Origin of the sequence: Pseudomonas marginalis (assembly GCF_001645105.1) — a bacterium.
Taxonomy (GTDB): domain Bacteria; phylum Pseudomonadota; class Gammaproteobacteria; order Pseudomonadales; family Pseudomonadaceae; genus Aquipseudomonas; species Aquipseudomonas petroselini.
In genome coordinates, this window is record NZ_LKEG01000027.1 from 12,134 (window position 1) to 36,802 (window position 24,669).

The 24,669-nt window shown below is 60.9% G+C and carries 24 protein-coding genes; 8 read left to right on the forward strand and 16 right to left on the reverse strand.

The genetic code is table 11. From position 1 onward, the window contains the following. Window positions 1–27 precede the first annotated feature (27 nt). The 7 genes from AO064_RS07285 to AO064_RS07315 form a co-directional block, all read right to left on the reverse strand. A complete protein-coding gene (locus tag AO064_RS07285) occupies window positions 28–882 on the reverse strand; it encodes an alpha/beta hydrolase (protein WP_064052874.1) in 855 nt (284 codons plus the stop codon). Continuing rightward, window positions 879–1,682, reverse strand: a complete 804-nt coding sequence (locus AO064_RS07290) for an alpha/beta fold hydrolase (RefSeq protein ID WP_064052875.1) — start codon at window positions 1,680–1,682, stop codon at window positions 879–881. The genes AO064_RS07285 and AO064_RS07290 overlap by 4 nt, the downstream gene beginning before the upstream one ends. Window positions 1,683–1,779: 97 nt before the next feature. Then, window positions 1,780–2,223, reverse strand: coding sequence for a hotdog fold thioesterase (locus tag AO064_RS07295; protein WP_012723111.1), 444 nt, complete (start codon window positions 2,221–2,223; stop codon window positions 1,780–1,782). A 30-nt stretch (window positions 2,224–2,253) separates the two neighbouring features. Further along, window positions 2,254–3,903 (reverse strand): AMP-binding protein, encoded by a 1,650-nt coding sequence (locus AO064_RS07300; protein ID WP_064052876.1) that lies wholly within the window; start codon window positions 3,901–3,903, stop codon window positions 2,254–2,256. A gap of 85 nt (window positions 3,904–3,988) precedes the next feature. After that, complete coding sequence (gene sixA, locus AO064_RS07305; protein WP_064052877.1) at window positions 3,989–4,438, reverse strand: phosphohistidine phosphatase SixA; 450 nt, start codon at window positions 4,436–4,438, stop codon at window positions 3,989–3,991. Further along, window positions 4,435–4,782, reverse strand: a complete 348-nt coding sequence (locus AO064_RS07310) for a DUF4389 domain-containing protein (RefSeq protein WP_012723108.1) — start codon at window positions 4,780–4,782, stop codon at window positions 4,435–4,437. Before AO064_RS07310 ends, sixA begins: the two co-directional genes overlap by 4 nt. A 10-nt stretch (window positions 4,783–4,792) precedes the next feature. Then, entirely contained in the window at window positions 4,793–5,818 is a 1,026-nt protein-coding gene (locus AO064_RS07315; protein WP_012723107.1) for an NAD(P)H-dependent glycerol-3-phosphate dehydrogenase, read from the reverse strand. Between the two features lie 195 nt (window positions 5,819–6,013). On the opposite strand from AO064_RS07315, the gene AO064_RS07320 reads away from it, so the two are divergent. From AO064_RS07320 to fabB, 5 genes are all read left to right on the forward strand, one after another. Then, window positions 6,014–8,134 carry a TonB-dependent receptor plug domain-containing protein gene (locus tag AO064_RS07320; protein WP_341844896.1) on the forward strand — a complete coding sequence of 707 codons (2,121 nt, stop codon included), beginning with the start codon at window positions 6,014–6,016 and terminating at the stop codon, window positions 8,132–8,134. Between the two features lies 1 nt (window position 8,135). Continuing rightward, window positions 8,136–9,065 (forward strand): ABC transporter substrate-binding protein, encoded by a 930-nt coding sequence (locus AO064_RS07325; protein ID WP_064052879.1) that lies wholly within the window; start codon window positions 8,136–8,138, stop codon window positions 9,063–9,065. Next, on the forward strand, window positions 9,062–10,963 hold the full coding sequence (locus AO064_RS07330) for an ATP-binding protein (RefSeq protein WP_064052880.1): 1,902 nt from the start codon (window positions 9,062–9,064) through the stop codon (window positions 10,961–10,963). The genes AO064_RS07325 and AO064_RS07330 overlap by 4 nt, the downstream gene beginning before the upstream one ends. Before the next feature lie 249 nt (window positions 10,964–11,212). Beyond that, entirely contained in the window at window positions 11,213–11,728 is a 516-nt protein-coding gene (gene fabA, locus AO064_RS07335; RefSeq protein ID WP_010211704.1) for a 3-hydroxyacyl-[acyl-carrier-protein] dehydratase FabA, read from the forward strand. Between the two features lie 11 nt (window positions 11,729–11,739). Then, window positions 11,740–12,960, forward strand: coding sequence for a beta-ketoacyl-ACP synthase I (gene fabB, locus AO064_RS07340; protein ID WP_012723103.1), 1,221 nt, complete (start codon window positions 11,740–11,742; stop codon window positions 12,958–12,960). Window positions 12,961–13,104: 144 nt separating this feature from the next. On the opposite strand, the gene AO064_RS07345 is transcribed toward fabB, so the two are convergent. After that, window positions 13,105–14,127, reverse strand: coding sequence for an amidohydrolase family protein (locus tag AO064_RS07345; RefSeq protein ID WP_012723102.1), 1,023 nt, complete (start codon window positions 14,125–14,127; stop codon window positions 13,105–13,107). 139 nt (window positions 14,128–14,266) lie between these two features. On the opposite strand from AO064_RS07345, the gene AO064_RS07350 reads away from it, so the two are divergent. After that, the gene (locus tag AO064_RS07350) at window positions 14,267–14,683 is read left to right on the forward strand and encodes an OsmC family protein (RefSeq protein WP_012723101.1); all 417 of its coding nucleotides are present in this window, start codon (window positions 14,267–14,269) and stop codon (window positions 14,681–14,683) included. A 64-nt stretch (window positions 14,684–14,747) separates the two neighbouring features. After that, complete coding sequence (locus tag AO064_RS07355; protein ID WP_064052881.1) at window positions 14,748–15,614, forward strand: pirin family protein; 867 nt, start codon at window positions 14,748–14,750, stop codon at window positions 15,612–15,614. Between the two features lie 54 nt (window positions 15,615–15,668). Here the strand turns inward: AO064_RS07355 and AO064_RS07360 are convergent, their stop codons facing one another. The 4 genes from AO064_RS07360 to AO064_RS07375 form a co-directional block, all read right to left on the reverse strand. Beyond that, window positions 15,669–16,397 carry a dienelactone hydrolase family protein gene (locus tag AO064_RS07360; protein WP_064052882.1) on the reverse strand — a complete coding sequence of 243 codons (729 nt, stop codon included), beginning with the start codon at window positions 16,395–16,397 and terminating at the stop codon, window positions 15,669–15,671. 66 nt (window positions 16,398–16,463) lie between these two features. After that, on the reverse strand, window positions 16,464–18,368 hold the full coding sequence (gene htpG / locus AO064_RS07365; protein ID WP_043205029.1) for a molecular chaperone HtpG: 1,905 nt from the start codon (window positions 18,366–18,368) through the stop codon (window positions 16,464–16,466). Between the two features lie 89 nt (window positions 18,369–18,457). Continuing rightward, window positions 18,458–18,910, reverse strand: coding sequence for a PaaI family thioesterase (locus AO064_RS07370; protein WP_064052883.1), 453 nt, complete (start codon window positions 18,908–18,910; stop codon window positions 18,458–18,460). Continuing rightward, window positions 18,907–19,383, reverse strand: a complete 477-nt coding sequence (locus AO064_RS07375) for a PaaI family thioesterase (protein ID WP_064052884.1) — start codon at window positions 19,381–19,383, stop codon at window positions 18,907–18,909. The genes AO064_RS07370 and AO064_RS07375 overlap by 4 nt, the downstream gene beginning before the upstream one ends. 158 nt (window positions 19,384–19,541) lie before the next feature. Here AO064_RS07375 and AO064_RS07380 point away from each other — a divergent pair, with 158 nt between their 5' ends. Further along, on the forward strand, window positions 19,542–19,793 hold the full coding sequence (locus AO064_RS07380) for a hypothetical protein (RefSeq protein ID WP_012723095.1): 252 nt from the start codon (window positions 19,542–19,544) through the stop codon (window positions 19,791–19,793). 90 nt (window positions 19,794–19,883) lie between these two features. Here the strand turns inward: AO064_RS07380 and AO064_RS07385 are convergent, their stop codons facing one another. The 4 genes from AO064_RS07385 to sucC form a co-directional block, all read right to left on the reverse strand. Continuing rightward, complete coding sequence (locus tag AO064_RS07385; protein ID WP_012723094.1) at window positions 19,884–20,621, reverse strand: DUF599 domain-containing protein; 738 nt, start codon at window positions 20,619–20,621, stop codon at window positions 19,884–19,886. A 196-nt stretch (window positions 20,622–20,817) separates the two neighbouring features. Beyond that, entirely contained in the window at window positions 20,818–22,131 is a 1,314-nt protein-coding gene (gene brnQ, locus AO064_RS07390; protein ID WP_046033847.1) for a branched-chain amino acid transport system II carrier protein, read from the reverse strand. A 416-nt stretch (window positions 22,132–22,547) separates the two neighbouring features. Beyond that, entirely contained in the window at window positions 22,548–23,429 is an 882-nt protein-coding gene (gene sucD, locus AO064_RS07395; protein ID WP_003210566.1) for a succinate--CoA ligase subunit alpha, read from the reverse strand. Further along, window positions 23,429–24,595, reverse strand: coding sequence for an ADP-forming succinate--CoA ligase subunit beta (sucC, locus tag AO064_RS07400; protein ID WP_003210567.1), 1,167 nt, complete (start codon window positions 24,593–24,595; stop codon window positions 23,429–23,431). Before sucC ends, sucD begins: the two co-directional genes overlap by 1 nt. Between the last annotated feature and the right edge of the window lie 74 nt (window positions 24,596–24,669).

The following is a 24,669-nucleotide window of genomic DNA, read 5'->3' on the forward strand; positions in this document are numbered from 1 at the left end:
CCAGCCTCGGCAGTTGACCGCGCCAAGTCAAGGCGTGGTGAAGAACCGATTGAAACAGTCTGCAACAAGGACCGCGCCGGGCTCATCATTCAGGTGTAAATGATGGCCACCCGGCAGCGTGGTGACCGTAAAGGGTAGTTGAGAAAGCAATTCTGAATGTTTCGCCAGCATGCCGTCGGCAGCCACCACTAACTGCGTAGGGCAGCTGACGCGCCGTACGAAAGCCATGGCTTGTTCGTCGGTCAGGCGCATCGGCGAAGCGAGGGTCAAGCGACTGTCGGTACGCCAGGTGTAGCCGCCCGGCACCGGCATCAAACCGCGCTGGGCCAGCAGTTGCGCGGCTTCGCGACTGACCGCCACCACGCCTTTCATGCGCGCCTCGACCGCTCGGTCCAGGGTGTTATAGACCGGCTTGCGCTTGTCCTGCAGGTTCAATTGCGCCTGCAAGGCCATGCCCAGCCGCTCGGCGGCGTTCTCACCGCTGGCGGTCGGCGGGATCACCCCGTCGATCAATCCCAGGTGCGTCACGCGCTCCGGCAACGCCCCCGCCAGCACCAGGGACACGATGGCGCCGAGGGAGTGGCCAAGTAATGCAAAACGTTTCCAACCCAACTGCTCGGCGACTTGCAGCACGTCATACACGTAATCCCACAAGGCATAACCGGCGCCGCTAGGACGATGCGCCGAATGCCCGTGCCCGGCCATGTCCAGGGCAACGATGCGCAGGCCCTGAAGTTTGGGCGCCAGTCGCGCAAAACTGTTGGCGTTGTCCAGCCAGCCATGCAGGGCGATCACCGGCAAACCGTCCTCGGGGCCGAACAGATGGGCCGCCAGTTCGATATGCGGCAGGCTCAAGCGCAACTCTTCAACCGGCGTGCTCATGCGCAACTCTGCTCGCGGGCTTCCCAGCGGGAGAACAACTGCTTGATCAAGGCCGCGGTGTCCTGGGGGCGTTCAAGGGGGAACATATGGCCGCCGGGCATGGTGAGCATTTCACCCATGGGCAGGCGCCCGACACCGCTGGCGTGGTGACGCATCACCACCCGGCTCTGCCGGCCACGCACGACGGCCAGCGGCACTTTCAATTGGCGCACCTGGCCGGGGCTGGTATGGGGCACGCCACGGTAGATGCTGATTTCGGTGGCCGGGTCGAAGCGCAGGCGCAGGCGATCGCCCACCTGATGCAGGCCATGTTGCAGGTAAGCGTCGAAGCATTCCGGGTCAAAGCCACGGAACAGGGTCTTGCCGGCGAAATAGCTGCGTGCGGCGTCCAGGTCGCTGAATTCTTCGCGCCGCCCCAGGGTGCGCCCCGCCGGGGTCAGGCGGTCGATAAACCCGAAGCGCTTGGCCGCGCGGATCACCCAGCGGTCGGCACGCGTCAGCACCGGCGAATCCAGCATCACCACGCCGCGATACAGCTGCGGGCAACGCATGGCCGCGTGCAGGTGCAAGACGCCCCCAAGGGAATGGCCCACACCCCACACTGGTTCCGGTTGCTGCTCCAGATGATGGATCAGTTCGTCCACCAGGTTCTGCCAGTTATCGTCCACCGGAAACCTGGGGTCGTGACCGTGTTGCGGCAGGTGAGCCACTGCGTATTCCGGCGCCAGGGCGGCAAACAACTTGCCGTAGGTGGCCGAAGGGAAACCATTGGCGTGGGCAAAAAACACATGCTGCGACATACCGGATCCATCTACAAAAACAGAGATTGATTGTCACCATGCCCGACGTACACAGCAATGACTGTAACTGCCAGGAATGATGACACTCACGCCACGCCTATCGCGCCGGTGGGGTCTCGCCCAGCGGCACCACGGCCATGGTCAGGCGCGACACGCAGCTGGTTTTGCCATCGTCACTGGTCAAGCGGATGTCCCAGACCTGGGTGGTGCGGCCAATGTGGATCGCCTTGGCCACCGCCGTCACGCGCCCGCTGCGCACACCGCGCAGGTGGTTGGCGTTGACCTCCAGCCCCACGCAATAGAACTTGCTGGCGTCGATGCACAGGTAGGCCGCCATGGAGCCGACGCTCTCGGCCAACACCACCGACGCGCCGCCGTGCAGCAGGCCGTAGGGCTGGTGGGTACGATGATCGACCACCATGCTGGCAGTCAGGGAGTCGTCGTCGAAGCTTTCAAAGCGGATATCCAACAGTTCACCGATGGTGTTTTTCTGGGCCGCATTGAGTTGGTCGATATTCGGTTGGGTACGCCAAAGGCTCATGCCGTTGTCCTTGTTGGTTTTATGATGATCCTAATCCTGCCACAGAACGGTTTCGGAACGCTCGCTCCATGCCTGGAATTGTGCACCGTAAGTCGATTCGATCACGTTGCGCTTGATCTTCAAGGTCGGGGTCAGGAAGCCGTTCTCCACCGCCCAGTTGTCTTTCACCACCACCAGTTGGCGCAGGCGTTCATGCTTATCCAGCGCCTTGTTGACCTGTGCCAGCCAACGCTCAAGGCTGCTGCGCAGTGTGTGCGGGTCCTCGCTCACCGCCGATAACACGCACAACCCTATCGGCGCGGGCAGCCCATCCCCCACTACGCACACCTGCTCGATACGCGCATGTTCAGCCAAGCGGTTTTCAATCGGCGCCGGCGCTACGTATTTGCCTTTGCTGGTCTTGAAGATTTCCTTGAGCCGCCCGGTCAGGCGCAGGCGGCCATCGGCATCCTGTTCGCCCTTGTCGCCGGTGCGCAGGAAACCATCGGCGGTAATCGTCTCGGCGGTTTTCTGCGGGTCTTTGTAGTAACCGAGCATAGTTGCACCGCTGCGCACCTGGACCTCGCCTTCGGGGTCGATACGCACTTCCACGCCGGGGCACGGCAGGCCGATCCAGCCGAGGGTCTGCTGGCCGGGGCGGCACACGTGGGAGTAGCCGCAACTTTCGGTCATGCCGTACACCTCCAGCACATCCAGGCCCAGGCGTTGATACCAGCGCAGCAGCGCCTCTGGCACCGGCGCCGCACCCGACAGGGCAATGCGCAACGCGTCCAGGCCCAGGCCGGCGAGCACCTTGTGGCCCACCCGCTTGCCGATGAAAGGCAGGCGCAGCAGGGTGTCCAAGCGCTTCTCGGGGATTTTGGCGTAGACGCCCATCTGGAATTTGGTCCAGATACGCGGCACTCCAAACAGGGCGGTCGGACGCGCCCTACGCAGATCGGTCAGAAACGTGTCCAGGCTTTCGGCGAAAAACACCGTTTGCCCGGTGTAGATCGCCGCCATTTCTACAAACATGCGCTCCGCCACATGACACAGCGGCAAGTACGACAGTAGACGGTCGCCCTCCCCCAACCCGAACAGCTCGGTGCCACGGGTGGCGGCAAACCCCAGCGCGCCGAAGCTGTGCATCACGCCCTTGGGCAGGCCGGTCGTGCCGGACGTATAGATGATGGTGGCCAGGGCCGTAGCGGCCGGCAGCGGCTCGTCCTGGATCGGCGAACAGGCTTGCAGGTCAGCCCAGCTGAAATCGAACGCGCCGGTCGGGCACAGCGGCAAGCTGATGGTCGGGACATTGGACGGCACGCCAGGCGCCATCGCGGGCCAATCGTCGAGTTTGCCGATAAACACCAGCGCCGCCTCGGAATGGGTCAGCACATGGGCAACGGAGTCGGCGGTGAGGTTAGGGTACAGCGGCACCGAGACGTGCCCGGCCATCCAGATCGCCAAGTCGGCGATGATCCAGTGGGCACAGTTTTTCGAGATCAGGGCAATGTGCGAGCCCTGGGGCAACGCGCGGGCCCGCAGCCAGTGCGCGGCGCAACGGGCCTGGTGGCCGACATCCCCCCAGGTGAGAGGCTGCACCTCGCCGCCGCCAGAGGGCTGGACCAGGAAGGTTTGGCGCGGATGACGCGCTTCACGTTCGAAGAAGACCTGCAACGGCAAACGAAAAGCGACGGGCATGGGACGCGCTCCTTTGTGGTCCGACAATAGCCAACCAAGCACTTGCTTGGTTGACTATATAGCACACACAAAGCCGCGATCCAGCCTAAGGGTTTTTTACGCTGACCAGGCTCATCAGCCCCGCCAGCGGGAAATCCCCCTCCAGTTCCGCCAGGCTGGCGGTGTGCATCGGCTGTGGCTGACGCTGATGGCCATGCTGCAAAAAGCTGATCAGGTTGCCCACCAGCGGCTGGTGGCTGACCAGCAGCACGTTGTCATCGGTGTCGAGCTTGTCCAGCACCTGCAACGGGTTGCCCTCGGGGGTGAGCCACGGCACCGTGCGAACCTGCGGTTCGAACCCCAGCACCTCGCGCACCAGTTGCGCGGTCTGCTGCGCCCGCACATAGGGGCTGGCGATGATCGCGTTGAGGGGCTGGCCCATCAGTTGCGCAGCACTGCGCAACACTTCGGCGCGGCCATGCTCGGTGAGGTTGCGCTCGGCATCGGTGCGCGCATGCCCTTCGGCCTCACCGTGGCGCAGTATCCACACCTTCATAGCTTCGGCTCTTCGTCACGGACCGGGTGCGGCGCCGGCGGCACGCTGTGGGCAGCTTCGCCCTCCGGCGCGCGCGGGGTCGGCCAGTCGGCGAACGGCCACGGTTTCTGTTCGGAGTGGAAGCTGCCGAAACGGCCGATCTGTGCGAGGAACTGGCTGAGGCTGTCGCCGAAGTTCATCAGCCCCAGGTTCGGTGCGCCATAGATCAATCTGTAAACCAACTGCACCACCACCAGCGCGCCGAGCAGGAACTGCGCCACCTGCCACACCAGGGCAAACACCAGCATCCACAGGATGCGCAGGGCAATGGACTCGTACTTGGGGGCTGCTTTCGGATCGTTCATGACGCGTTCCTCAGTTGAAACCACTGGTGGAAATAAAGTCGACATCGGTTTTCGGCTCGGCGCGCATCAGCAGCTCGATGACTTGGTTCAAGGTGCGCCCTTCAAACAGGATCGCGTGCAACCCGGCGACCAGCGGCATGTACACCCCGACTTCCTGGGCCTTGGCCTTGAGCACCTTGAGGGTGTTGACGCCTTCGGCCACTTCGCCCAGGCGCGTGACCGCGTCTTCCAGGCTCAGGCCCTGGCCGAGGGCAAAGCCGACCTGATAGTTGCGGCTTTTCGGCGAGGAGCAGGTGACGATCAAGTCGCCCACGCCCGCCAGCCCCAGGAAGGTCATCGGGTTGGCGCCCTGGTTCACCGCAAAGCGGGTCATCTCCGCCAAGGCGCGGGTGATCAGCATGCTTTTGGTGTTTTCGCCCATGCCCAGCGCCACGGCCATGCCGGCAATGATCGCGTAGACGTTTTTCAGCGCACCGCCCAATTCGACGCCAAAGCGGTCGCTGCTGGCGTAGACGCGGAAGGTACGGCCATGCAGCACGGCCTGGACGCGCTCGCACAGCTCTTCGTCTTCACTGGCGACCACCGTGGCGGTCAGCGCGTGCTCGGCGACTTCCCGTGCCAGGTTGGGCCCGGACAGCACGCCAATGCGCGCCTGGGGCGCGATCTCTTCGAGGATTTCGCTCATCAGTTTGAAGGTCTGCGCCTCGATGCCCTTGGTCAGGCTGACCAGCAGCTTGCCCGCCAGGCGTTCGGCGTGGGGCGCCAGCACCGAGCGCAACGCGCTGGACGGCAGCGCGACGAAGCACAGATCACAGGCCGTAAGGGTTTCCAGCAGGTCGGTAACAGGCTCGACTGCCGGATGAATCTTGATGCCTTTGAGGTAACGCGGATTTTCCCGGTGCACCCGAATGGCCTCGGCCTGCTCGGGATCGCGCATCCATTGGCGCACAGCGTGACCGTTCTCGGCCAGCAGGTTAGCCACGGCGGTACCAAAACTTCCGCCTCCCAGGACCGCGATAGGGCGCTGTTCAGTCATATGCAATCCGTTAATCCATACCAGTGGCGATGGCGGCATTATACGGGCCGACCCGCTTGCGGCCAGCCCCCCTAGCAATTCGTGCGTTTGTCGGAAAACGCCACGCTTACATGAAGTAATTGCAAGTCGGGCGACTGGCAAAAGGCCCCACCTCAGTTAACATGGTCGGCTATCCGTAATTATCAAGGCTGCGCCGTGTATTTGGGCCCTCCTCCTCGTTCATCCCTATGGTTGATGTTGTTGTGCAGCGCACCGGTGCTGGCCGACGACCTGTTCCTCGACAGCCAACCGCTGCCGCAAGTGCTGACCGCCACGCGCCTCAAGCAATCGGCCGCCGCCGTGCCCGGCAGCATGACCGTGATCGACAGCGAGCTGATCAAGGCCAGCGGTGCGCGGGACATCAGTGAGTTGCTGCGCCTGGTACCGGGGATGATGGTCGGCTACACCTCCGGCAACCAGGCGGCGGTGAACTACCACGGCACCAGTGCCAGCGACGCGCGGCGCATGCAGGTGTTGATCGACGGCCGTTCGGTGTACCGCGCAGGCCTGGCCACTGTGGACTGGAGTGACATTCCGGTGGCGATGGAAGATATCGAGCGCATCGAAGTCTTCCGCGGCCCCAATACCGTCAGCTACGGCGCCAATGCCTTGATGGCGGTGGTGAACATCCTTACGCGCTCACCGGCCAACAGCCACGGTACGCGGGTCAAGGTGGTGCGTGGCGAACGCGGCATCAATGACTTCTATGCCAGCCAGGGCGTGGGCTGGGAAACCGGCGACTTGCGCCTGTCCCTCTCCGGGCAACAGGACGACGGCTTCGACAGCGATGCCGCGGGCGCCGACCGCCGTGACGGCCGCCGCCTCAACCGCTTCAGCCTGGCGGTCAGCCAGATGCTGAACACCCAACAAAGCCTCGACTGGCAACTGGATGCGAAGGAAGGCACCAACCAGCGTCCTTATACCTACAGTCCGGTATTTGCCGGGATTACCGAAGGCGGCAACAATTCCGACGTCACGGCCAAGGACTATGCCGGCTCCCTGCGTTGGAATGTCGACTTCAACCCTGACCACAGCCTGTATATCCAGGGCTCGGCCCAGCAATGGGACCGCCGGCAAATCTGGAAGGCCTGTGATGCCAAGGTCTCGTTCAGCCCGGAGCTGACCCAGTTGTGGCAGTTGAACCCCAACTACGCCGAACTGCTCGCCCGGCATATGGACACCTACAGCCAGGGCAGCGCGCCACCGGGCAGCGCCGCCGAGCAGGCCCTGGCCAACCAGGTACTGAACCAATGGCGCAACGGCGCCAACCAGAGCGTGTGCGGTGACATCGACCAGAGCACCCGCGAAAGCCGCTACGACCTGGAGATTCAAGACACCCTCAGCCTGTCCGACAGCCTGCGCCTGGTCAGCGGTATGAACTACCGCTATGACCGCGCCGACTCCGACACCTATTTCAATGGCACCCTGGACGACACCACCTGGCGTTTGTTCGGCCAGATGGAATGGCGCGCCAGCGAACACTGGCTGCTGCAAGGCGGCGCGATGTATGAGGACACCCACCTGAGCGGCAACTCGCTGACACCGCGAGTGGCGGTCAACTACCTGATCAACCCGCGCCACGGCCTGCGCGCGGTGTATTCCGAGGCCATCCGCTCGCCGGACATGTTTGAGAACAACGTCAACTGGAGCTACCGCGTCACCAACCTCAGCTCCCCCGCCTATGGGCAGACCACCGGGCAATACTTCGTAAAGACCCGCGGCCCGGGCAACCTCGATAAAGAGCTGATGAAGTCACGGGAACTGGGGTACAACGGTTTCTTTGCCGACATCGGGCTGAACATGGACGTGAAACTGTTCTACGACGAAATCACCGACATGATCAGTTCGCCGCTGCGCAATAACCAGTACATCGCCAGCAACGCCAACAGCTCGCGGTTTACCGGCGCCGAATCGCAGTTCGACTGGCGCGTCAGCAATGCCGACCGCCTGCGGCTCACCTATGCTTACGTCGACGCCACTACCAGCAACCCTTTGGACAAAGCGCAAACCGCACGTAACAGTGGCTCCGCCGGCTGGTTGCGCGAATGGGGCCAAGGCTGGTCCAGTGCGCTGTTCTACTACGGCGATGACGCACTCAACCAATATCGCTTCGAACGGGTCGACCTGCGGGTGGCCAAGCGCATTGCCCTGGGCAAAGCCAACGTGGAGCTGGCCGGCATGTTGCAACAACGCCTCGATAACCAGCCCACTACGTGGGCCGATAACAATTATGACCATCGCCATGTGCTCTACTTCAGCGCGGAGTTAGAGTTCTGACATGGGCGACTCGTCACGGATGACCTGCTTATTTATCACTTCGCTCTGGCGCCGCGCTGTGCTGCTGGCCTGCCTGCTATGGGCCGCGCCGGCCTGGAGCGCCGACATCCTGCTGACCGCCGCCGAAGACGGCGCAGGCGTGCAGGCTTTTGCCCAGGCCCTGGCCCAGCAACGCCCCGAAGACCACGTCACCTTCACGCCCCTCAACGACTTGCCGGCGCCCAGCCGCCTGCCGGCCAGCACGCGCTTGATCCTGCTGGACCTGCCCGGCCTCGACTGGCGCCTGCAAGACACCCAGGGCCCGCCGACCCTGGTACTGCGCATCAGTCGGCTGCAGGCGCACCAACGCCTGGGCACAACGCAGCACCCACGCATCAGCTTATTGTGGAGCGACCCTGCGCAGGAGCGCCAACTGCGGCTGATCGCCGCCATCCTGCCCCAAGCGCGGCGCATCGGCGTGCTCTACAGTGCCGACAGTGAATTCCTCCTGCCCGAACTGCGCCAGCACGCCAAGCCCCTCGGCCTGGAGATCGTGCCACAACGCTGGGACAACACCAGCGACAGCCGGCCACTGCAAACCTTGTTCAGGAACAGTGACGTGCTGCTCGGCCTCGATGACCCGCAGCTGTACAACCCGAAAACCGCGAAGAACCTGCTGCTGAGCAGCTACGCCCAGCAATTGCCGCTGGTGGGGCCGAATGCCGGATTTGTACGCGCAGGCAGCCTGGCCAGCACCTACAGCGACCAGGCCGACTGGCTGGCGGTACTCGACCGCCTGCTGGACCTCGCGCCGGCGAACTGGCCGCACTCGCTGTACCCGGAACATTTCAAAGTCGTGGGCAACCCGCAGGTTGCGCGCTCATTGGGGATCGAACAGGTAGACGAAGCCAACGTCGCCCTGCGATTGGCCGAAGGAGAAAAACGCCCATGACCTTGCGTCGTCGTTGGGACATCAACACCCGCACCCAGCTCATCACCCTGGGACCGGCGCTGTTGCTGACGTTGCTGTTGATCAGCTTCTTCACCTTCGTGCGTATCCAGGACCTGCGCCAGGAACTGGACCACACCGGCCAACTGATCGCCAACCAACTGGCGCCCGCCACCGAGTACGGGGTGATATCCGGCAACAACGATGTGCTCGACAGCCTGTTGCGCGCCACATTGGCCACGCCCCATGTGCGCTTCCTGGAGATCCAGGACAGCAGCGAAAACATCCTGGTGTATGTCGAACAACCGTCGGAAAAGCACGACCGCTCGCTGTCGGTAAAAGTCTTCCAGGCACCGATCCGCCTGCAACACATCCAATTGGGCAATGACTTTTTCCAGGACAACCTCAACGAATCCAAGGCACCGCGTGCGGACTACCTGGGCCGGGTGATCGTCGGCATGTCCAATGATGCGTTCAGCCAGCGTCAGCAGGAGATCCTGTTCAAGGCCGGCATCCTGGCGCTATTCGCCCTGTTGTTCACCTTCCTGCTCGCCCGGCGCCTGGCCGCCAGCCTGTCACAGCCGATCAGTGCCATGGGCAACGCGGTCAAGGCCATCCAGCAGGGCGACTACAAGACGCCACTGCCCATCGTGGATGACTCGGAGCTGGGCGACCTGTCGCGGCATATCAACAACCTCGCCGAAGGCCTCAACCAGGCCAGTCGCGAGCAGCAACAGGCCATGGCCCAGTTGATCCAGACCCGCGAAGAGGCCGAGCGCGCCAACAACGCCAAGTCGGATTTCCTGGCGATGATGAGTCATGAGCTGCGCACGCCCATGAACGGCGTGCTCGGCATGTTGCAGTTAATGGAAACCACCGAGATGACCGAGGAGCAGAGCGAATACGCGGCGCTCGCCTCCGAATCCACCGAACACTTGCTCAAGGTCATCAACGACATCCTCGACTTCTCGCGTATCGAGCGCGCCGCGCTGGAACTGGAGCATATTCCGTTCAACCTGGCGGACCTGATCAACAGCTGCGCCCAGGCGTTCCAGCACAGCGCCCAGCAGCGTGGGCTGGCGCTGCAGCTGTCGATTCCGCAAGGAATGGACGCCTTGCGGGTGCAGGGTGACCCGACGCGGATCCGCCAGATCCTGGTGAACCTGATCGGCAATGCATTGAAGTTCACCGAGAACGGCAGCGTCAGCGTCGAGCCGCATTGGCAAACCCTCGACCATGACCTGGTGTGGTTCACCTGCACCGTGCGTGACAGCGGCATCGGGATTTCCGCCGACCGCCTGGAATTGATGTTCGATGCGTTCCAACAGGCCGACAGTTCCATTTCAAGACGTTACGGCGGCACCGGGCTGGGCCTGCCCATCGCCCGTACCCTGGCTGAACGCATGGGCGGCACGCTGCGCGCCCAAAGCGAGGAAAGCCGCGGCTCGGTGTTCACCCTGGAAATCCCCCTGGCCATCGACCAGCACAGCGTCCCCGCCGTCGCTGCCGAAACCGACGGCAAAGCCAGCGCCGGCAATGGCCGCCATGTGCTGCTGGTGGAAGACAACCCCGTCAACCGTACGGTGGTCGAAGCCATGCTGCGCAGCCTGGGCTTTGAAGTGAGCCTGGCCACCGACGGTGCCGAGGCGATCCGCAGCGCCGAGAGCCTGATTTTCACGGCGATCCTGATGGATTGCCGGCTGCCGTTGATCGATGGTTACGAGGCCACCCGACAGATTCGTCAGCTGCCGGGTTGCGCCGACCTGCCCATCATCGCCCTGACGGCCAACGCCTTGCAGGGTGACCGTGAAGCCTGTCTGGCGGCGGGAATGAACGATTACCTGGCCAAGCCGTTCAAACGCACGGATTTGCAGCAAATCCTACAGCGATGGGTGCAATAGCGCCGCGCCATCAGCCAACTCCGACTGGCGTGAAAGACGAAAGTGCGGCAGTCTTAGGCACCCGAACGGGCCCATAAACAGGCCCGGTTTAAAATTTCAGTGAACAAGTGTACATTCAGTACCTTGCCGCTGTGACTTTCACTACAACGCAATAGTCTATGTGTAGGCTGCCGACATGAGGCATGAACGCTTCATTCGGTTCGGGAAGATTTGCCCTACCCTGCCGCATGGGATTATTGAGGAGCTCGCATGACCAAACAAAACGCCTTTACTCGGGAAGACCTGCTGCGCTGCAGTCGCGGTGAGCTGTTCGGCCCAGGTAACGCGCAACTGCCCGCCCCCAACATGCTGATGGTGGATCGCATCACCCATATCAGTGAAGAGGGTGGCAAGTACGGCAAAGGTGAATTGGTCGCCGAGCTGGATATCACCCCGGACCTGTGGTTCTTCGCTTGCCATTTCGAAGGCGACCCTGTGATGCCAGGCTGCCTGGGCCTTGACGCCATGTGGCAGCTGGTCGGTTTCTTCCTCGGCTGGCAAGGCCTGCCGGGCCGCGGCCGCGCCCTGGGTTCGGGCGAAGTGAAGTTCTTTGGCCAGGTCCTGCCGACCGCCAAGAAAGTCACCTATAACATTCAAATCAAGCGCGTCCTCAAGGGCAAGCTGAACCTGGCCATCGCCGATGGTTCGGTGAGCGTTGACGGTCGCGAGATCTATACTGCCGAAGGCCTTCGCGTCGGCGTATTCACTTCCACTGACAACTTTTAAGGGTTATCCGCATGCGCCGCGTCGTTATCACTGGTCTGGGCATCGTTTCTTGCCTGGGCAATGACAAAGAGACCGTCACCGCTAACCTGCGTGCAAGTCGCCCTGGCATCCGCTTCAACCCGGAATATGCCGAAATGGGTCTGCGTAGCCAGGTTTCCGGCTCCATCGACCTGCCCCTCGAAGAGCTGATCGATCGCAAGATCTATCGCTTCGTCGGCCACGCTGCCGCCTACGCCTACCTGGCGATGAAAGACGCAATCGCCGACTCCGGCCTGAGCGAAGACCAGGTATCGAACGTACGCACCGGCCTCATCGCCGGTTCCGGCGGCGCATCCACCCTGAACCAGATGGAAGCGCTGGACATCCTGCGCGAAAAAGGCGTGAAGCGCGTTGGCCCGTACCGTGTAACGCGGACCATGGGCAGCACCGTTTCCGCCTGCCTGGCCACGCCGTTTGCAATCAAGGGCGTGAACTACTCGATCTCCTCCGCGTGCGCCACCAGTGCTCACTGCATCGGGACTGCCGTTGAGCAGATCCAGCTGGGCAAGCAGGACATCGTGTTCGCCGGCGGCGGTGAAGAAGAGCATTGGAGCCAGTCGTTCCTGTTCGACGCCATGGGCGCACTGTCTACCCAATACAACGAAACCCCGGAAAAAGCCTCCCGCGCCTACGACGCCAAGCGTGACGGTTTCGTCATCGCCGGCGGTGGCGGCATGGTGGTCGTCGAGGAGCTGGAACACGCTCTGGCCCGTGGTGCCAAGATCTACGCGGAAATCGTCGGCTACGGCGCGACCTCCGATGGCTACGACATGGTTGCCCCAAGCGGTGAAGGCGCCATCCGTTGCATGCAGATGGCCATGTCCACCGTGGACACCCCAATCGACTACCTGAACACCCACGGCACCTCGACTCCGGTCGGCGATGCCAAGGAAATGGAAGGCGTGCGTGCGGTGTTCGGCGACAAGGCTCCGGCCATCAGCTCCACCAAGAGCCTGTCCGGTCACTCCCTGGGCGCCGCTGGCGTTCACGAAGCGATCTACTGCCTGCTGATGATGGAAGGCAACTTCATGGCCGGTTCGGCCAACATCGACGAGATTGATCCGGTTGTGGCTGATATGCCGATCCTGACCAAGACCGTTGAGAACGCAAAAATCGACACCGTGATGAGCAACAGCTTCGGCTTTGGTGGCACTAACGCTACCTTGGTGCTGAAACGCTGGCAGGGTAAATAAACCCCGCAGGTTGATCACATGAAAAGCCCCGACTGGTTCGGGGCTTTTTTATGCGTGTTGATGTCGGTGAGTTTCTGTTCGTTCTGCGCCAACGCCTGGGGTCACGATTGATCAACAGGCGCAAGGTTAATGCGAAACGCGATATCAACGTGCCACACCCTCGCGCGCCGCTTTAGGCAGGATGGCCAAGAAGTTGTCCCGCGCGACTTTTTGCGCAACGTCCTCGGGCAAGGCATCCAGAAAAGGGTCAAAGCGGCGCATTTCCTTACCCAGCTTGTTGAAGCGCCCTACTACGTCAGAGCCCAGCATGAAGCGCTCTGGAAAGCGCTCTACCAGCTTTACCCACTCCGGGCGCGGCTGACCCCCATCATCCAGCAAGTACGGCGTGAGCATGCTCCAGGACAGGTCGATATACAGGTTCGGATAGGCCTCCAGCATGCGGCTCAAGGTGGGCAGCAAAAAGTCCATCCGCACCTGATGGCGGTGGATCTCCTTGCTGGTGCCGGCATGCGCCCAGATGAAGCGGGTGTGGGGATGGTTGCGCAGCGGCTCCTCCACTTCCGCCAGGTACAGCGGGTTGCGCTCGCGCTTGGAGGTGATGTTGGAGTGCAGCATCACCGGCAGGTCGTTTTCCGCCGCCAAATGATAGATGCGGGTCATGGCTTCGTTATTGGCGCGCGGGGTGTCGCCCGCAGTGATGGCCGTCAGGTCATCATGGCGCGTGAAAACTTCGCCGATGCCCTGCCACAGCCCAGGGTTGAGGTCGAGCATGCGCTGGATATGGGCATCGGAGTTCTTGTCGTTGGGGTTGAAGCCCGACAGAAACGGGTGAAAACGCTGGCGCTGCTCAGGGGTCAGTTTGTTGACCGCTGCGGCCACGATCACATCGGTTGCGCTGTACCAGTAGGCATCGGCGTCGTCACCGGCGTAATAGCGTGGGCGCTTGGGTTCGTCTTCGTGCCATTTCTTCGCCACTGGAATGCCGGAAATCATCACGTGCTCGATGCGGTTGTCGGCCATGGCCTTGAGCAGCTTGTCCATGCCCGCCGTTTCCTGGAAGAAATCCACGTAATGCAGGTGCGCGTCGCTGTAGGCATAGTCGCGGGCCTGCGCGGCAAGGCTGCCGGCGGCGAGCAACAGGGCAAGAGTCAGGCGAGTCCAGGGCACGGTAAAACCTCGATAAGGGCTGATACGGGTAGACCTTGCGCGGCGTGCCGCGGTTCATCCCCAAAAAACGTGGAACACTGAAGTGCCAGCATGCTCTATAACTGCATGACCTTCATCCTGCCCCCCTGTGAGGTTTGCCATGCCTGTTACCGTGAACACCCTGAACCAGGACAACTTTCGCCACAGCGTCAACATCAACAACCATGAGTTGTTTACCGACCTGCCCAAAAGCCTGGGCGGTGACGATTCGGCGCCCTCCCCCCATGACTACTTCGATGCCGCCCTGGCGTCGTGCAAGGCCCTGACCCTCAAGCTCTACGCCCAGAAAAAAGACATCCCGCTCACCGGTGTCACCGTGGAGGTCACCCACGACGCCGCCGAGGAACAGAAGGGCAAATACAAACTCAACGTCAAGCTGACCCTTAAAGGTGTGCTCACCGATGAGCAGCGCGATGAGCTGCACCGCGTGGCCGACCGCTGCCCCGTGCACAAGCTGATGACCACTGCCGAGATCAGCATTGACACTCAACTGTCGGAAGGCGCCTTCAGCCAATAGCGGCAACCTCCCGTCGAGCGGGTTATGCTCAGCACTCTCCAACCCGCTCAGACTGGGACGCACCATGAACACCCTCACCGTGATTCGCCCTCGCGCCGAAGACGTCGAAGGCCAACCGATCCTGCGCCCGCTGCCATCACGGGAATGCCGCAGCGTCGGGCCTTTTGTGTTTTTCGACCATATGCTGCTCACCCGCTATGCACCGGGCGATGGCATGAATATCCGCCAACATCCGCATATCGGGCTGTCCACGCTGACGTACCTGTTCGAAGGGGTATTGCAACACAAGGACAGCTTGGGCTCGGACCAGGTGGTGCAGGCAGGCGACGTCAGCTGGATGACCGCCGGCAGCGCGATTGCCCACGTCGAGCGTACGCCCGAGGCGGTCAGGCCCCATGGTTTCAGCCTGCATGGGCTGCAAGTGTGGCTGGCCTCACCCAAGGACCACGAGACCGGGCCAGGCCACTACAGTCATCACCCGGCCGCGAGCCTGCCGGTGAGCGACAACCTGGGCGTGCAGATCCGCCTGATCGCGGGCGACGGTTTTTGCCTCAAATCGCCGGTGCCGGTGCTCTCGCCCACCTTGTATGCCGAGGTGCAAATGCAAACGGCCACCACGTTGCTGATCCCGGATGAGCATGAGGAACGTGCGGTGTATGTGCTGGAGGGCGAGGCTCAGTTGGACGGTGAGGCGCTAGAGGTGCACAGCCTGGTGGTGTTGCCGGCCGAACGGGAGATGACGTTGTCTGCCGATACCGATTGTCACCTGGTCTTGATTGGCGGCGCGGCGCTGGATGGGCCACGGCGGATCAATTGGAATTTTGTCGCGAGTGATCCGGCGGTGATCGAGCAGGCCAGGCAGCGTTGGGCGGCTGGGGATTGGCCGACGGTGCCGGGTGAATCTGAAAGAATTGAGTTGCCAGTGAGATAGCCATCGGGGGCGGTGCGACTTGCCCCCGATGAAGCCCTGACAGGCGCTGAAGAATCAGCCCTTGAACACTTCATCCAACACGTTATGCATCGACCGGAAGGCCCGCTCAGCAGTCTTCGCGTCGTACATCATCTTGCCCGGCACATTCGCGTCCGGGTCGGTGAAGGAATGCACCGCGCCGCCGTAGCTCAGCAATTGCCAATCCACACCGGCCGCGTTCATTTCATCTTCAAACGCCGGCAGCTGCTCTTTCGGCACCAAGGGGTCCGAGGCACCGTGCAGCACCAGCACTGAGCCCTTGATGTTCTTGGCATCCGCCGGGTTAGGCGTGTCGAGGGTACCGTGGAACGAGATGGCCGCCTTGAGCGGTGCACCGGTACGCGCCAGCTCCAGGGAGCAGCAACCGCCGAAGCAGAAACCAAAAGTCGCCAGCTTGGACGTATCAACCGCTGCCTCAGTCTGGCCCTGCAGCTGCTCAAAGGCCGCCTGCATGCGTTTGTTCAGCAACGCGCGATCATCCTTCAACGGCATCATCGCCGCACCGGCTTCATCGCCGTTCGACGGACGCACAGTCTGCCCGTACAGGTCGGCGATCAACACCACATAGCGGTTGCTCGCCACGCGCTTGGCGATCTCTTCGGCACCCGCACTCACCCCCATCCAATTCGGTGCCATCAACAGGCCCGGCAGCGGACCCTTGTGGCTGGCATCGAACGCCAGGCGGCTTTCATAGGACTGGCCATCAATCTGATAGACCACGGAACGCACAGTGACTTGGCTCATCATTTTCTCCAGTTGAGGTGCAGTAGAACGAAAAAACCCGCCGAAGCGGGTTTTTCTACAACGGTGTTAAACCGACAGTTCAACCAACAGCTTGTTCAGTCGGCGCACATACGCGGCCGGATCTTTGAGGCTGTCACCAGCGGCCAGGGCCGCCTGGTCGAAGAGGATGTGCGACAGGTCGCCAAAACGCTCTTCGCTCTGCTCGCCGTCGAGTTTCTCGATCAGCGGGTGAGCCGGGTTGAATTCGAAGATCGGCTTGGAATCCGGCACCTTCTGACCGCTGGCTTCAAGGATCTGGCGCATCTGCATGCCCAGGTCCTGCTCGCCGATGGCCAAAATCGCCGGGGAGTCGGTCAGGCGGTGGGAAACCCGCACTTCGCTGACGGCATCGCCCAAGGAAGCCTTGATCCGCTCGACCAGACCTTCTTTGGACTTGGCGACTTCTTCGGCTTCTTTCTTCTCTTCTTCGGAGTCCAGGTTGCCCAGGTCCAGGTCACCACGGGCCACGTCGACGAAGGACTTGCCGTCGAATTCGTTGAGATAGCTCATCAGCCACTCATCGATACGGTCGGTCAGCAGCAGCACTTCGATGCCTTTCTTGCGGAAGACTTCCAGGTGCGGGCTGTTCTTGACCTGTGCGTAGGTTTCGCCGGTAAGGTAGTAGATCTTGTCCTGACCTTCCTTGGCGCGCGCCAGGTACTCGGCCAGGGACACCACCTGCTCGCCATCGTCACCCTGGGTGGAGGCAAACCGCAGCAGGCCGGCGATTTTTTCCTTGTTGGCAAAATCTTCCGCCGGGCCTTCTTTCATGACCTGGCCGAAGTTTTTCCAGAAGCCTTTGTATTGCTCAGGCTCGTTCTTCGCCAGTTTTTCCAGCATGTCGAGCACGCGCTTGGTCAGCGCCGACTTCATGGAGTCGATGATCGGGTCTTTCTGCAGGATTTCCCGAGACACGTTCAGCGACAAATCGTTGGAGTCGACGACGCCTTTGATAAAGCGCAGGTACAGCGGCAGGAAGGATTCGGCCTGGTCCATCACGAACACGCGCTGGACGTAGAGCTTGAGGCCTTTTGGCGCTTCACGCTGGTACAGGTCGAACGGAGCACGGGCCGGTACGTAGAGCAGCGAACTGTATTCCAGCTTGCCTTCGACCTTGTTGTGGCTCCAGCTCAGCGGGTTTTCGTAGTCATGACCGATGTGCTTGTAGAACTCCTGGTATTCCTCGTCCTTGATCTCGGTACGCGGACGGGTCCACAGGGCGCTGGCACGGTTGACCACTTCCCATTCCTGGGCAGGCGTCTCTTCGCCTTCGGCGGCCGCTTGTTCTTTCGGCAGTTCGATCGGCAGGGCGATGTGGTCGGAGTACTTCTTGACGATGTTGCGCAGGCGCCAGCCATCGGCGAACTCGTCTTCACCGTCTTTAAGGTGCAGCACGATACGGGTACCCCGATCGGCCTTGTCGACGGTGGCGATTTCGAACTCGCCCTCGCCTTTGGACGACCAGTGCACGCCTTCGCTGGCGTCGAGGCCGGCACGGCGGCTGAATACCTCAACCTTGTCAGCGACGATAAAGGCCGAATAGAAGCCCACGCCGAATTGGCCGATCAGGTGCGAATCTTTTTTCTGGTCGCCCGACAGGTTCTTCATGAAATCGGCGGTGCCCGATTTGGCGATGGTACCCAGGTGGGTGATCGCGTCTTCGCGGCTCATGCCGATGCCGTTGTCTTCGAGGGTGACGGTCTTGGCGTCTTTGTCGAAGCTCACACGGATTTTCAGTTCCGCGCCACCTTCCAGCAACTCAGGCTTGGACAGGGCTTCGAAACGTAATTTGTCGACAGCGTCAGAGGCGTTCGAGATCAATTCGCGAAGGAAGATTTCCTTGTTGGAATACAGCGAATGGATCATGAGGTGCAGCAGTTGCTTCACCTCGGTCTGGAAGCCCAGGGTTTCCTTTTGAGTTTCCACACTCATGGTCATCAAACTCCAATTGGATGGCAGTGGCCGCGCCCTGAAGGGTTGGCGGCGGGTTGTCATCAAAGTTGGGGGCTAAGACCAGGATTTCAAGGGCGGCTTGGTTCCTCGATCTTGAAATGCGCGCGAGCGGTGGCGATGGGCTCCGCCGCCGTGCTTTGCCAGGCGGTAATCGCCACATTGGCCACCCGTCGGCCTTGGCGCCACACCTGGCATTTGGCGTAAGTGTCGCGAAATTGGCCGGCGCGCAGGTAATCCAGGGAAAAATCGATGATTTTCGGGATACCCGGTGTGCCAGTAAACACCAGCAGGTGCAGCGCCGCCGACAGCTCCATAAAGCCCGCGATCACCCCGCCGTGCAGCGCCGGCAATATAGGGTTACCAATATTGTCCTTGTTGGCCGGCAGGCGAAACAGCAGCTCATCCCCCAGCCGGGTGCATTCGATGCCAATCAGTTTGGCGTAGGGAATCAGCTCGAGCAGCGCCGCGTAGTCGCCGCGCTCATGGGCTTGTTCCAGACGGGTCTTGAAGCGGTGCGTCATGCCTGCTCTCCTTTGATCGTGCTGCTCAACCCTTGAGTGCCCTTGAGGCGCTTACCCATGCGCATGAAGGTACCGACCACATGGGCAATGGGTTGCTGCGGGTCATCCTGATAGGCGAATCCACGGGTAAAAATCACGTCGGCAGTCACTCGGTAGCATTGAGCAAAGCCGTAGACGGGCTTGCGCGGCTCGGCGGGATGCATGTAGTCGATGCGCAGGTCCAGGGTCGGGCACACCTCGAACTCCGGCAACACACACAGGGTGGCCATGCCACAGGCGGTGTCCATCAGCGAGGTCAGCGCGCCGCCATGGATCACTCCGGTCCGCGGGTCACCGACCAAATGCAGCGCATAAGGCATGACCAGCGTGATGCCCTCCTCGCTGGCCTGATAAGCGGCAATACCCAGTACCTGACAGTGGCGCAAGGCCGATACAAAACGCTTCGCACGCTCTAACAAAGGATTTTCGGTCATGGGCTCCAGACTCTTATGGGTGGGGATATGCCGTGCAGGTGGTACGCGTGAAAGTTCCTTGGCGACCGTGGTTTATATATCTGCGCAATAAAAGGAACTAATGCTGAACGGCCATGCTCGAAAGGCCAGTAGATATCTTCAATAAGGAGAAACACCCCATGCGCAAGACTTTAGCTATTTCCATGATGTTGGCCGCTGCCCTCGGTCTCGCTGCCTGCGATAAAAAATCCGAAGACAAAGCCCAAGATGCCGCCGCGCATTCTGAGCAAGCTCAGAAAGATATGGCGAAAGCTCAGGATAAAGTGAACGACGCTGCGAAAGAAAACGCCGATGCTGCCAAAGCTCAGGCTGAATCGAACGCAGCCGCCGCAAAAGAAGCAGCACCTGCTACGCCTGCCACCGGTTCTTGAGACCGCGGCTTGAAATAGCTTCGCTGCAAAAAGAAAGCCCGCTTAAATAGCGGGCTTTTCTTTGTCTGCTGTTTTTAGTTGACGCGTTAATTAAACAGCCTCTTTCACCGCCTCCGGCGGCGACGTATCCGTCTGTGTATACACCATCACTTGCAGTACGTCGGAATGGAATTCCCGACGGTACAGTACCAACACTACCCCACTGCTCATCAACATGAATAACCAAGGGCTGACAAACCACGCCAGCATGGTCATGCCGAAGTAATAAGCGCGCAGGCCAAAGTTGAACTGGTTGGCGGCCATGGAGATCACCCGCGCCGCGCGCAGTGCAAACGCCTTGCGCTCCTGCTCCGACACATGCCGCTCACCAATCATCGGTGCCGAGCCGACCAGCACCGCCGCGAAGTTGTATTGGCGCATGCACCAACTGAACGTGAAGAACGCATAGACGAACACCAGCGCCAGGCACAACAGCTTGATCTCCGACATGCCTTGGGAAGCCTGCTGCACCATGGGAATGTCGGCCAACAGCGACACCGCGCGTTCCGAGGCACCCAGCACGGTGAGAATACCGGCCAGGATGATCAAGGTACTGGAGGCGAAGAACGAGGCGTTGCGCTCCAGGTTGCCGATCACGCTGGCGTCGGCGATGCGGTTGTCGCGCAACAGCATGCGGCGCATCCAGTCTTCGCGATACAGGTGCAGCACACTGGCCAGGCAGGCCGTGTCGCGGGCCTTCCAGGTGGCGTAGCGGGTGTAGCCGCCCCAGCAAAGGATGAACCAGAGGGCGGCCAGCAGATGGATCTGATTGGTTTCGACGAACGACATGCGGGTCCTGTTACACGGTGGCGGGTGGCGGAACACGGTCTGAAGGTGGGAGCCCGCTCCCACACTGACCGCATTCCAATGTTTAGATTCTGTAGCCTGTTCGACGCTAGCTCAGGCCAAAAGACACTGCCTGATGCCCATAAAAAATGCCCCGTATCGATTGATACGGGGCATTTCAGTGCTGCGCGAACGTGGGTTATGCGATCGCTTCGCTACGCTTGCCGAGCATACGGTCAATCACCACCGCCACGACCAACGTCATCACCGACGGCACCAACCACGCCAGGCCTTGTTCGCTCAGCGGCAGGTTCGCCAGTTGCGACGGCATCCAGCCCGCCAGGCCCGCGCCCTTGAGCGCGTCGATGCAACCGAAGATGAACGACACCAGCATCACCGGGCCAACGATACGGCCCTGCTCCTGCCAGAAGTCTTTGCAGAAGCTCAGCGCCACCAGCACGATGCACGGCGGGTAGATCGCGGTGAGTACCGGGATCGAGAACGCAATCAGCTTGGTCAGGCCCAGGTTCGACACGAACAGCGAGAACAAAGCCAGGATCACGACCAGCGTCTTGTAGGACAGCGGCAGGATTTTGCTGAAGTACTCAGCACAAGCGCAGGTGAGGCCCACGGCGGTAACCAGGCACGCGAGCGAGATCAACACCGCCAGGAAACCGCTGCCCAGGGAACCGAACGTGTGCTGCACGTAGGCATGCAACACGGCGGCACCGTTCGCCGCACCCGAGGCGACGGCATGGCTGCCCGAGCCGAGGCGGAACAGGCTGATATACACCAGCGCCAGTCCCACACCGGCAATCAGCCCGGCAATGATCGCGTAGCGGGTGATCAGCTTCGGCGACTCGACGCCACGGGAGCGAATGGCATTGACGATCACGATGCCAAATACCAGGGCGCCCAGGGTGTCCATGGTCAGGTAACCATTGATAAAGCCCTGGGAGAACGGCGCAGCCACGTATTCCGGGGTAGCAACGCCCACGTCACCGGCCGGCAAGGCGAACGCGGCGATACCGAGGATGGCCAGCGCGATGATCTTCAGCGGCGCCAGGAAGCGGCCGACAGTGTCCAACAGACGACCTGGGTACAGGGAGACAAAGAACACCACCAGGAAGTACACCGAGCTATAGAGGAACAGCGCCAGCGGGCTTTCGCCGGTCAGCGGCGCCAGGCCCACTTCGAAGGAGACGGTCGCGGTACGCGGGGTGGCGAACAGCGGCCCTACCGCCAGATACGCCGCCGCCGCGAGCAGGCCACCGGCGATCTTGCCGATCGGGCTGCTCAACGCGTCCATACCGCCACCGACCTTGGCCAGGGCGATCACCGTGACCACCGGCAAACCCACTGCGGTGATCAGGAAGCCCAGCGCTGCCATCCAGACATGAGGCCCGGACTGCAAACCCACGATAGGCGGGAAGATGATGTTGCCGGCGCCCACGAACAGGGCAAACGTCATAAAGCCCAGCGCCAGGATGTCCTGGCTTTTCAACACTTTCATTTGAGGAAATACCACACTACTGAATCGGAATTTAGAGGGGGATTCCCTGTGGATGAGGGAAATACTGCCGGCCCTTATGGGCGCCGAACGGTCTAGCGCGCGGCTTCCTTTTGGGATGCGGGCGCATAAAGAGGCGGCAAGGGTACAGAATTGGGCTGACAAACGCACTGTTGCGGGGCGCACTGTCCGATAAGCGACATCTCTATGTCGCATTTTCATACTTAATCTGGCAATGCAGATAAATGTGGGAGGGGGCTTGCCCCCGATGGCGAAGTGTCAGTCACTGTATTTGTTAACTGACCCCCTGCAATCGGGGGCAAGCCCCCTCCCACATTTTGATCTTTATTAAACCTCAGAAAGCACAAAGGCCACCCGAAGGTGGCCTTTGCTGGTGAAGCGTCAGTAAAGCGCGAGGCTTACTTGACAGCCCAACCGGTCAGCTCGGACAAGGCCTTGCCGATGTCTGCCAGCGAACGCACGGTTTTAACGCCTGCGTCTTCCAGGGCAGCAAACTTCTCGTCTGCAGTACCCTTGCCGCCAGAGATGATTGCGCCCGCATGGCCCATGCGCTTGCCCGCAGGGGCAGTCACACCAGCGATGTAGGAAACAACCGGCTTGGTCACGTGTGCCTTGATGTAGGCAGCCGCTTCTTCTTCAGCCGAACCGCCGATCTCACCGATCATCACGATCGCTTCGGTCTTCGGGTCTTCCTGGAACAGCTTCAGGATGTCGATGAAGTTGGAGCCTGGGATCGGGTCACCGCCGATGCCGACGCAAGTCGACTGACCGAAACCGGCGTCAGTGGTCTGCTTAACAGCTTCGTAGGTCAGGGTGCCGGAACGGGAAACGATACCGACTTTACCTGGCAAGTGAATGTGACCTGGCATGATGCCGATCTTGCATTCGCCTGGCGTGATCACGCCTGGGCAGTTAGGGCCGATCAGGACTACGCCCAGCTCGTCGCACTTAACTTTAGCATCCAGCATGTCCAGGGTAGGAATGCCTTCGGTGATGCAGACGATCAGCTTGATGCCGCCGAAGGCCGCTTCCAGGATCGAGTCCTTGCAGAAAGGAGCTGGAACGTAGATCACGCTGGCGGTGGCGCCAGTGGCAGCTACAGCGTCTTTCACGGTGTTGAACACAGGCAGGCCCAGGTGCTCGGTGCCGCCTTTGCCCGGCGTTACGCCGCCAACCATCTTGGTGCCGTATTCGATGGCTTGCTGGGTGTGGAAACTACCTTGCGAACCGGTAATACCCTGGCAGATAACTTTGGTGTCTTTATTGATCAGGACGCTCATTATTTGCCCTCCGCAGCTTTGACAACTTGTTGAGCAGCGTCGGTCAGGCTGGTAGCCGCGATGATGTTCAAACCGCTTTCTGCCAGTACTTTAGCGCCCAGTTCAGCGTTGTTACCTTCAAGGCGAACAACAACCGGGATTTTAACGCCCACTTCTTTCACTGCACCGATGATGCCTTCGGCAATCATGTCGCAACGAACGATGCCGCCGAAGATGTTGACCAGTACTGCAGCGACGTTGGAGTCGGACAGGATGATCTTGAAGGCTTCGGTTACGCGTTCTTTGGTAGCACCACCGCCCACGTCGAGGAAGTTGGCTGGTTTGCCGCCATGCAGGTTGACGATGTCCATGGTACCCATGGCCAGGCCAGCACCGTTGACCATGCAACCGATGTTACCTTCCAGGGCTACGTAGTTCAGTTCGAACTTGGCAGCGTGCGCTTCGCGCGGATCGTCTTGCGACGGATCGTGGAAAGTCTTCAGCTTAGGCTGACGGTACATGGCGTTGGCGTCGATGTTGATCTTGGCGTCGAGGCAATGCAGATCGCCGTCAGCCTTGATCACCAGCGGGTTCACTTCCAGCAGGGCCAGATCGTGATCCTGGAACAGTTTGGCAAGACCTACGAAGATCTTGGCGAACTGGGCAACTTGCTTGCCTTCCAGACCCAGCTGGAAAGCCAGCTCGCGACCCTGGAATGGCTGAGCGCCAACCAGTGGATCGATAGTGGCTTTCAGAATTTTTTCTGGGGTTTCTTCGGCGATCTTCTCAATGTCCACGCCACCTTCGGTGGAAGCCATGAACACGATGCGACGGCTCGAACGGTCAACGACAGCGCCCAGGTACAGCTCTTTAGCGATATCAGTGCACGATTCAACCAGGATCTTGGTGACTGGCTGGCCATTGGCATCAGTCTGGTAAGTCACCAGACGCTTGCCCAGCCACTGCTGTGCGAAGGCCTTGGCGTCTTCTTTGCTGCGAACCAGCTTAACGCCGCCCGCTTTACCGCGACCACCAGCGTGGACCTGGGCTTTGACAACCCACTCAGTGCCGCCGATTTTGTCGCAAGCTTCTGCTGCTGCTTCCGGGGTGTCTACTGCGTAGCCCTTGGAAACTGGCAGGCCGTATTCAGCGAACAGCTGCTTACCCTGATACTCGTGAAGATTCATGCTTTTTACCGTCTTCGTTAGGTACTGCGCATTCGGCGCTGCGCTCATTATGAGTGCCGCGCCACCTGTGACTG

What these genes read in the sequence shown, in the direction of transcription:
- AO064_RS07285 (WP_064052874.1), bottom strand. Translation starts at nt 882, where the DNA reads ATGAGCACGCCGGTTGAAGAGTTGCGCTTGAGCCTGCCGCATATCGAA.
- AO064_RS07290 (WP_064052875.1), bottom strand. Translation starts at nt 1,682, where the DNA reads ATGTCGCAGCATGTGTTTTTTGCCCACGCCAATGGTTTCCCTTCGGCC.
- AO064_RS07295 (WP_012723111.1), bottom strand. Translation starts at nt 2,223, where the DNA reads ATGAGCCTTTGGCGTACCCAACCGAATATCGACCAACTCAATGCGGCC.
- AO064_RS07300 (WP_064052876.1), bottom strand. Translation starts at nt 3,903, where the DNA reads ATGCCCGTCGCTTTTCGTTTGCCGTTGCAGGTCTTCTTCGAACGTGAA.
- sixA (WP_064052877.1), bottom strand. Translation starts at nt 4,438, where the DNA reads ATGAAGGTGTGGATACTGCGCCACGGTGAGGCCGAAGGGCATGCGCGC.
- AO064_RS07310 (WP_012723108.1), bottom strand. Translation starts at nt 4,782, where the DNA reads ATGAACGATCCGAAAGCAGCCCCCAAGTACGAGTCCATTGCCCTGCGC.
- AO064_RS07315 (WP_012723107.1), bottom strand. Translation starts at nt 5,818, where the DNA reads ATGACTGAACAGCGCCCTATCGCGGTCCTGGGAGGCGGAAGTTTTGGT.
- AO064_RS07325 (WP_064052879.1), top strand. Translation starts at nt 8,136, where the DNA reads ATGGGCGACTCGTCACGGATGACCTGCTTATTTATCACTTCGCTCTGG.
- AO064_RS07330 (WP_064052880.1), top strand. Translation starts at nt 9,062, where the DNA reads ATGACCTTGCGTCGTCGTTGGGACATCAACACCCGCACCCAGCTCATC.
- fabA (WP_010211704.1), top strand. Translation starts at nt 11,213, where the DNA reads ATGACCAAACAAAACGCCTTTACTCGGGAAGACCTGCTGCGCTGCAGT.
- fabB (WP_012723103.1), top strand. Translation starts at nt 11,740, where the DNA reads ATGCGCCGCGTCGTTATCACTGGTCTGGGCATCGTTTCTTGCCTGGGC.
- AO064_RS07350 (WP_012723101.1), top strand. Translation starts at nt 14,267, where the DNA reads ATGCCTGTTACCGTGAACACCCTGAACCAGGACAACTTTCGCCACAGC.
- AO064_RS07355 (WP_064052881.1), top strand. Translation starts at nt 14,748, where the DNA reads ATGAACACCCTCACCGTGATTCGCCCTCGCGCCGAAGACGTCGAAGGC.
- AO064_RS07360 (WP_064052882.1), bottom strand. Translation starts at nt 16,397, where the DNA reads ATGAGCCAAGTCACTGTGCGTTCCGTGGTCTATCAGATTGATGGCCAG.
- htpG (WP_043205029.1), bottom strand. Translation starts at nt 18,368, where the DNA reads ATGAGTGTGGAAACTCAAAAGGAAACCCTGGGCTTCCAGACCGAGGTG.
- AO064_RS07370 (WP_064052883.1), bottom strand. Translation starts at nt 18,910, where the DNA reads ATGACGCACCGCTTCAAGACCCGTCTGGAACAAGCCCATGAGCGCGGC.
- AO064_RS07375 (WP_064052884.1), bottom strand. Translation starts at nt 19,383, where the DNA reads ATGACCGAAAATCCTTTGTTAGAGCGTGCGAAGCGTTTTGTATCGGCC.
- AO064_RS07380 (WP_012723095.1), top strand. Translation starts at nt 19,542, where the DNA reads ATGCGCAAGACTTTAGCTATTTCCATGATGTTGGCCGCTGCCCTCGGT.
- AO064_RS07385 (WP_012723094.1), bottom strand. Translation starts at nt 20,621, where the DNA reads ATGTCGTTCGTCGAAACCAATCAGATCCATCTGCTGGCCGCCCTCTGG.
- brnQ (WP_046033847.1), bottom strand. Translation starts at nt 22,131, where the DNA reads ATGAAAGTGTTGAAAAGCCAGGACATCCTGGCGCTGGGCTTTATGACG.
- sucD (WP_003210566.1), bottom strand. Translation starts at nt 23,429, where the DNA reads ATGAGCGTCCTGATCAATAAAGACACCAAAGTTATCTGCCAGGGTATT.
- sucC (WP_003210567.1), bottom strand. Translation starts at nt 24,595, where the DNA reads ATGAATCTTCACGAGTATCAGGGTAAGCAGCTGTTCGCTGAATACGGC.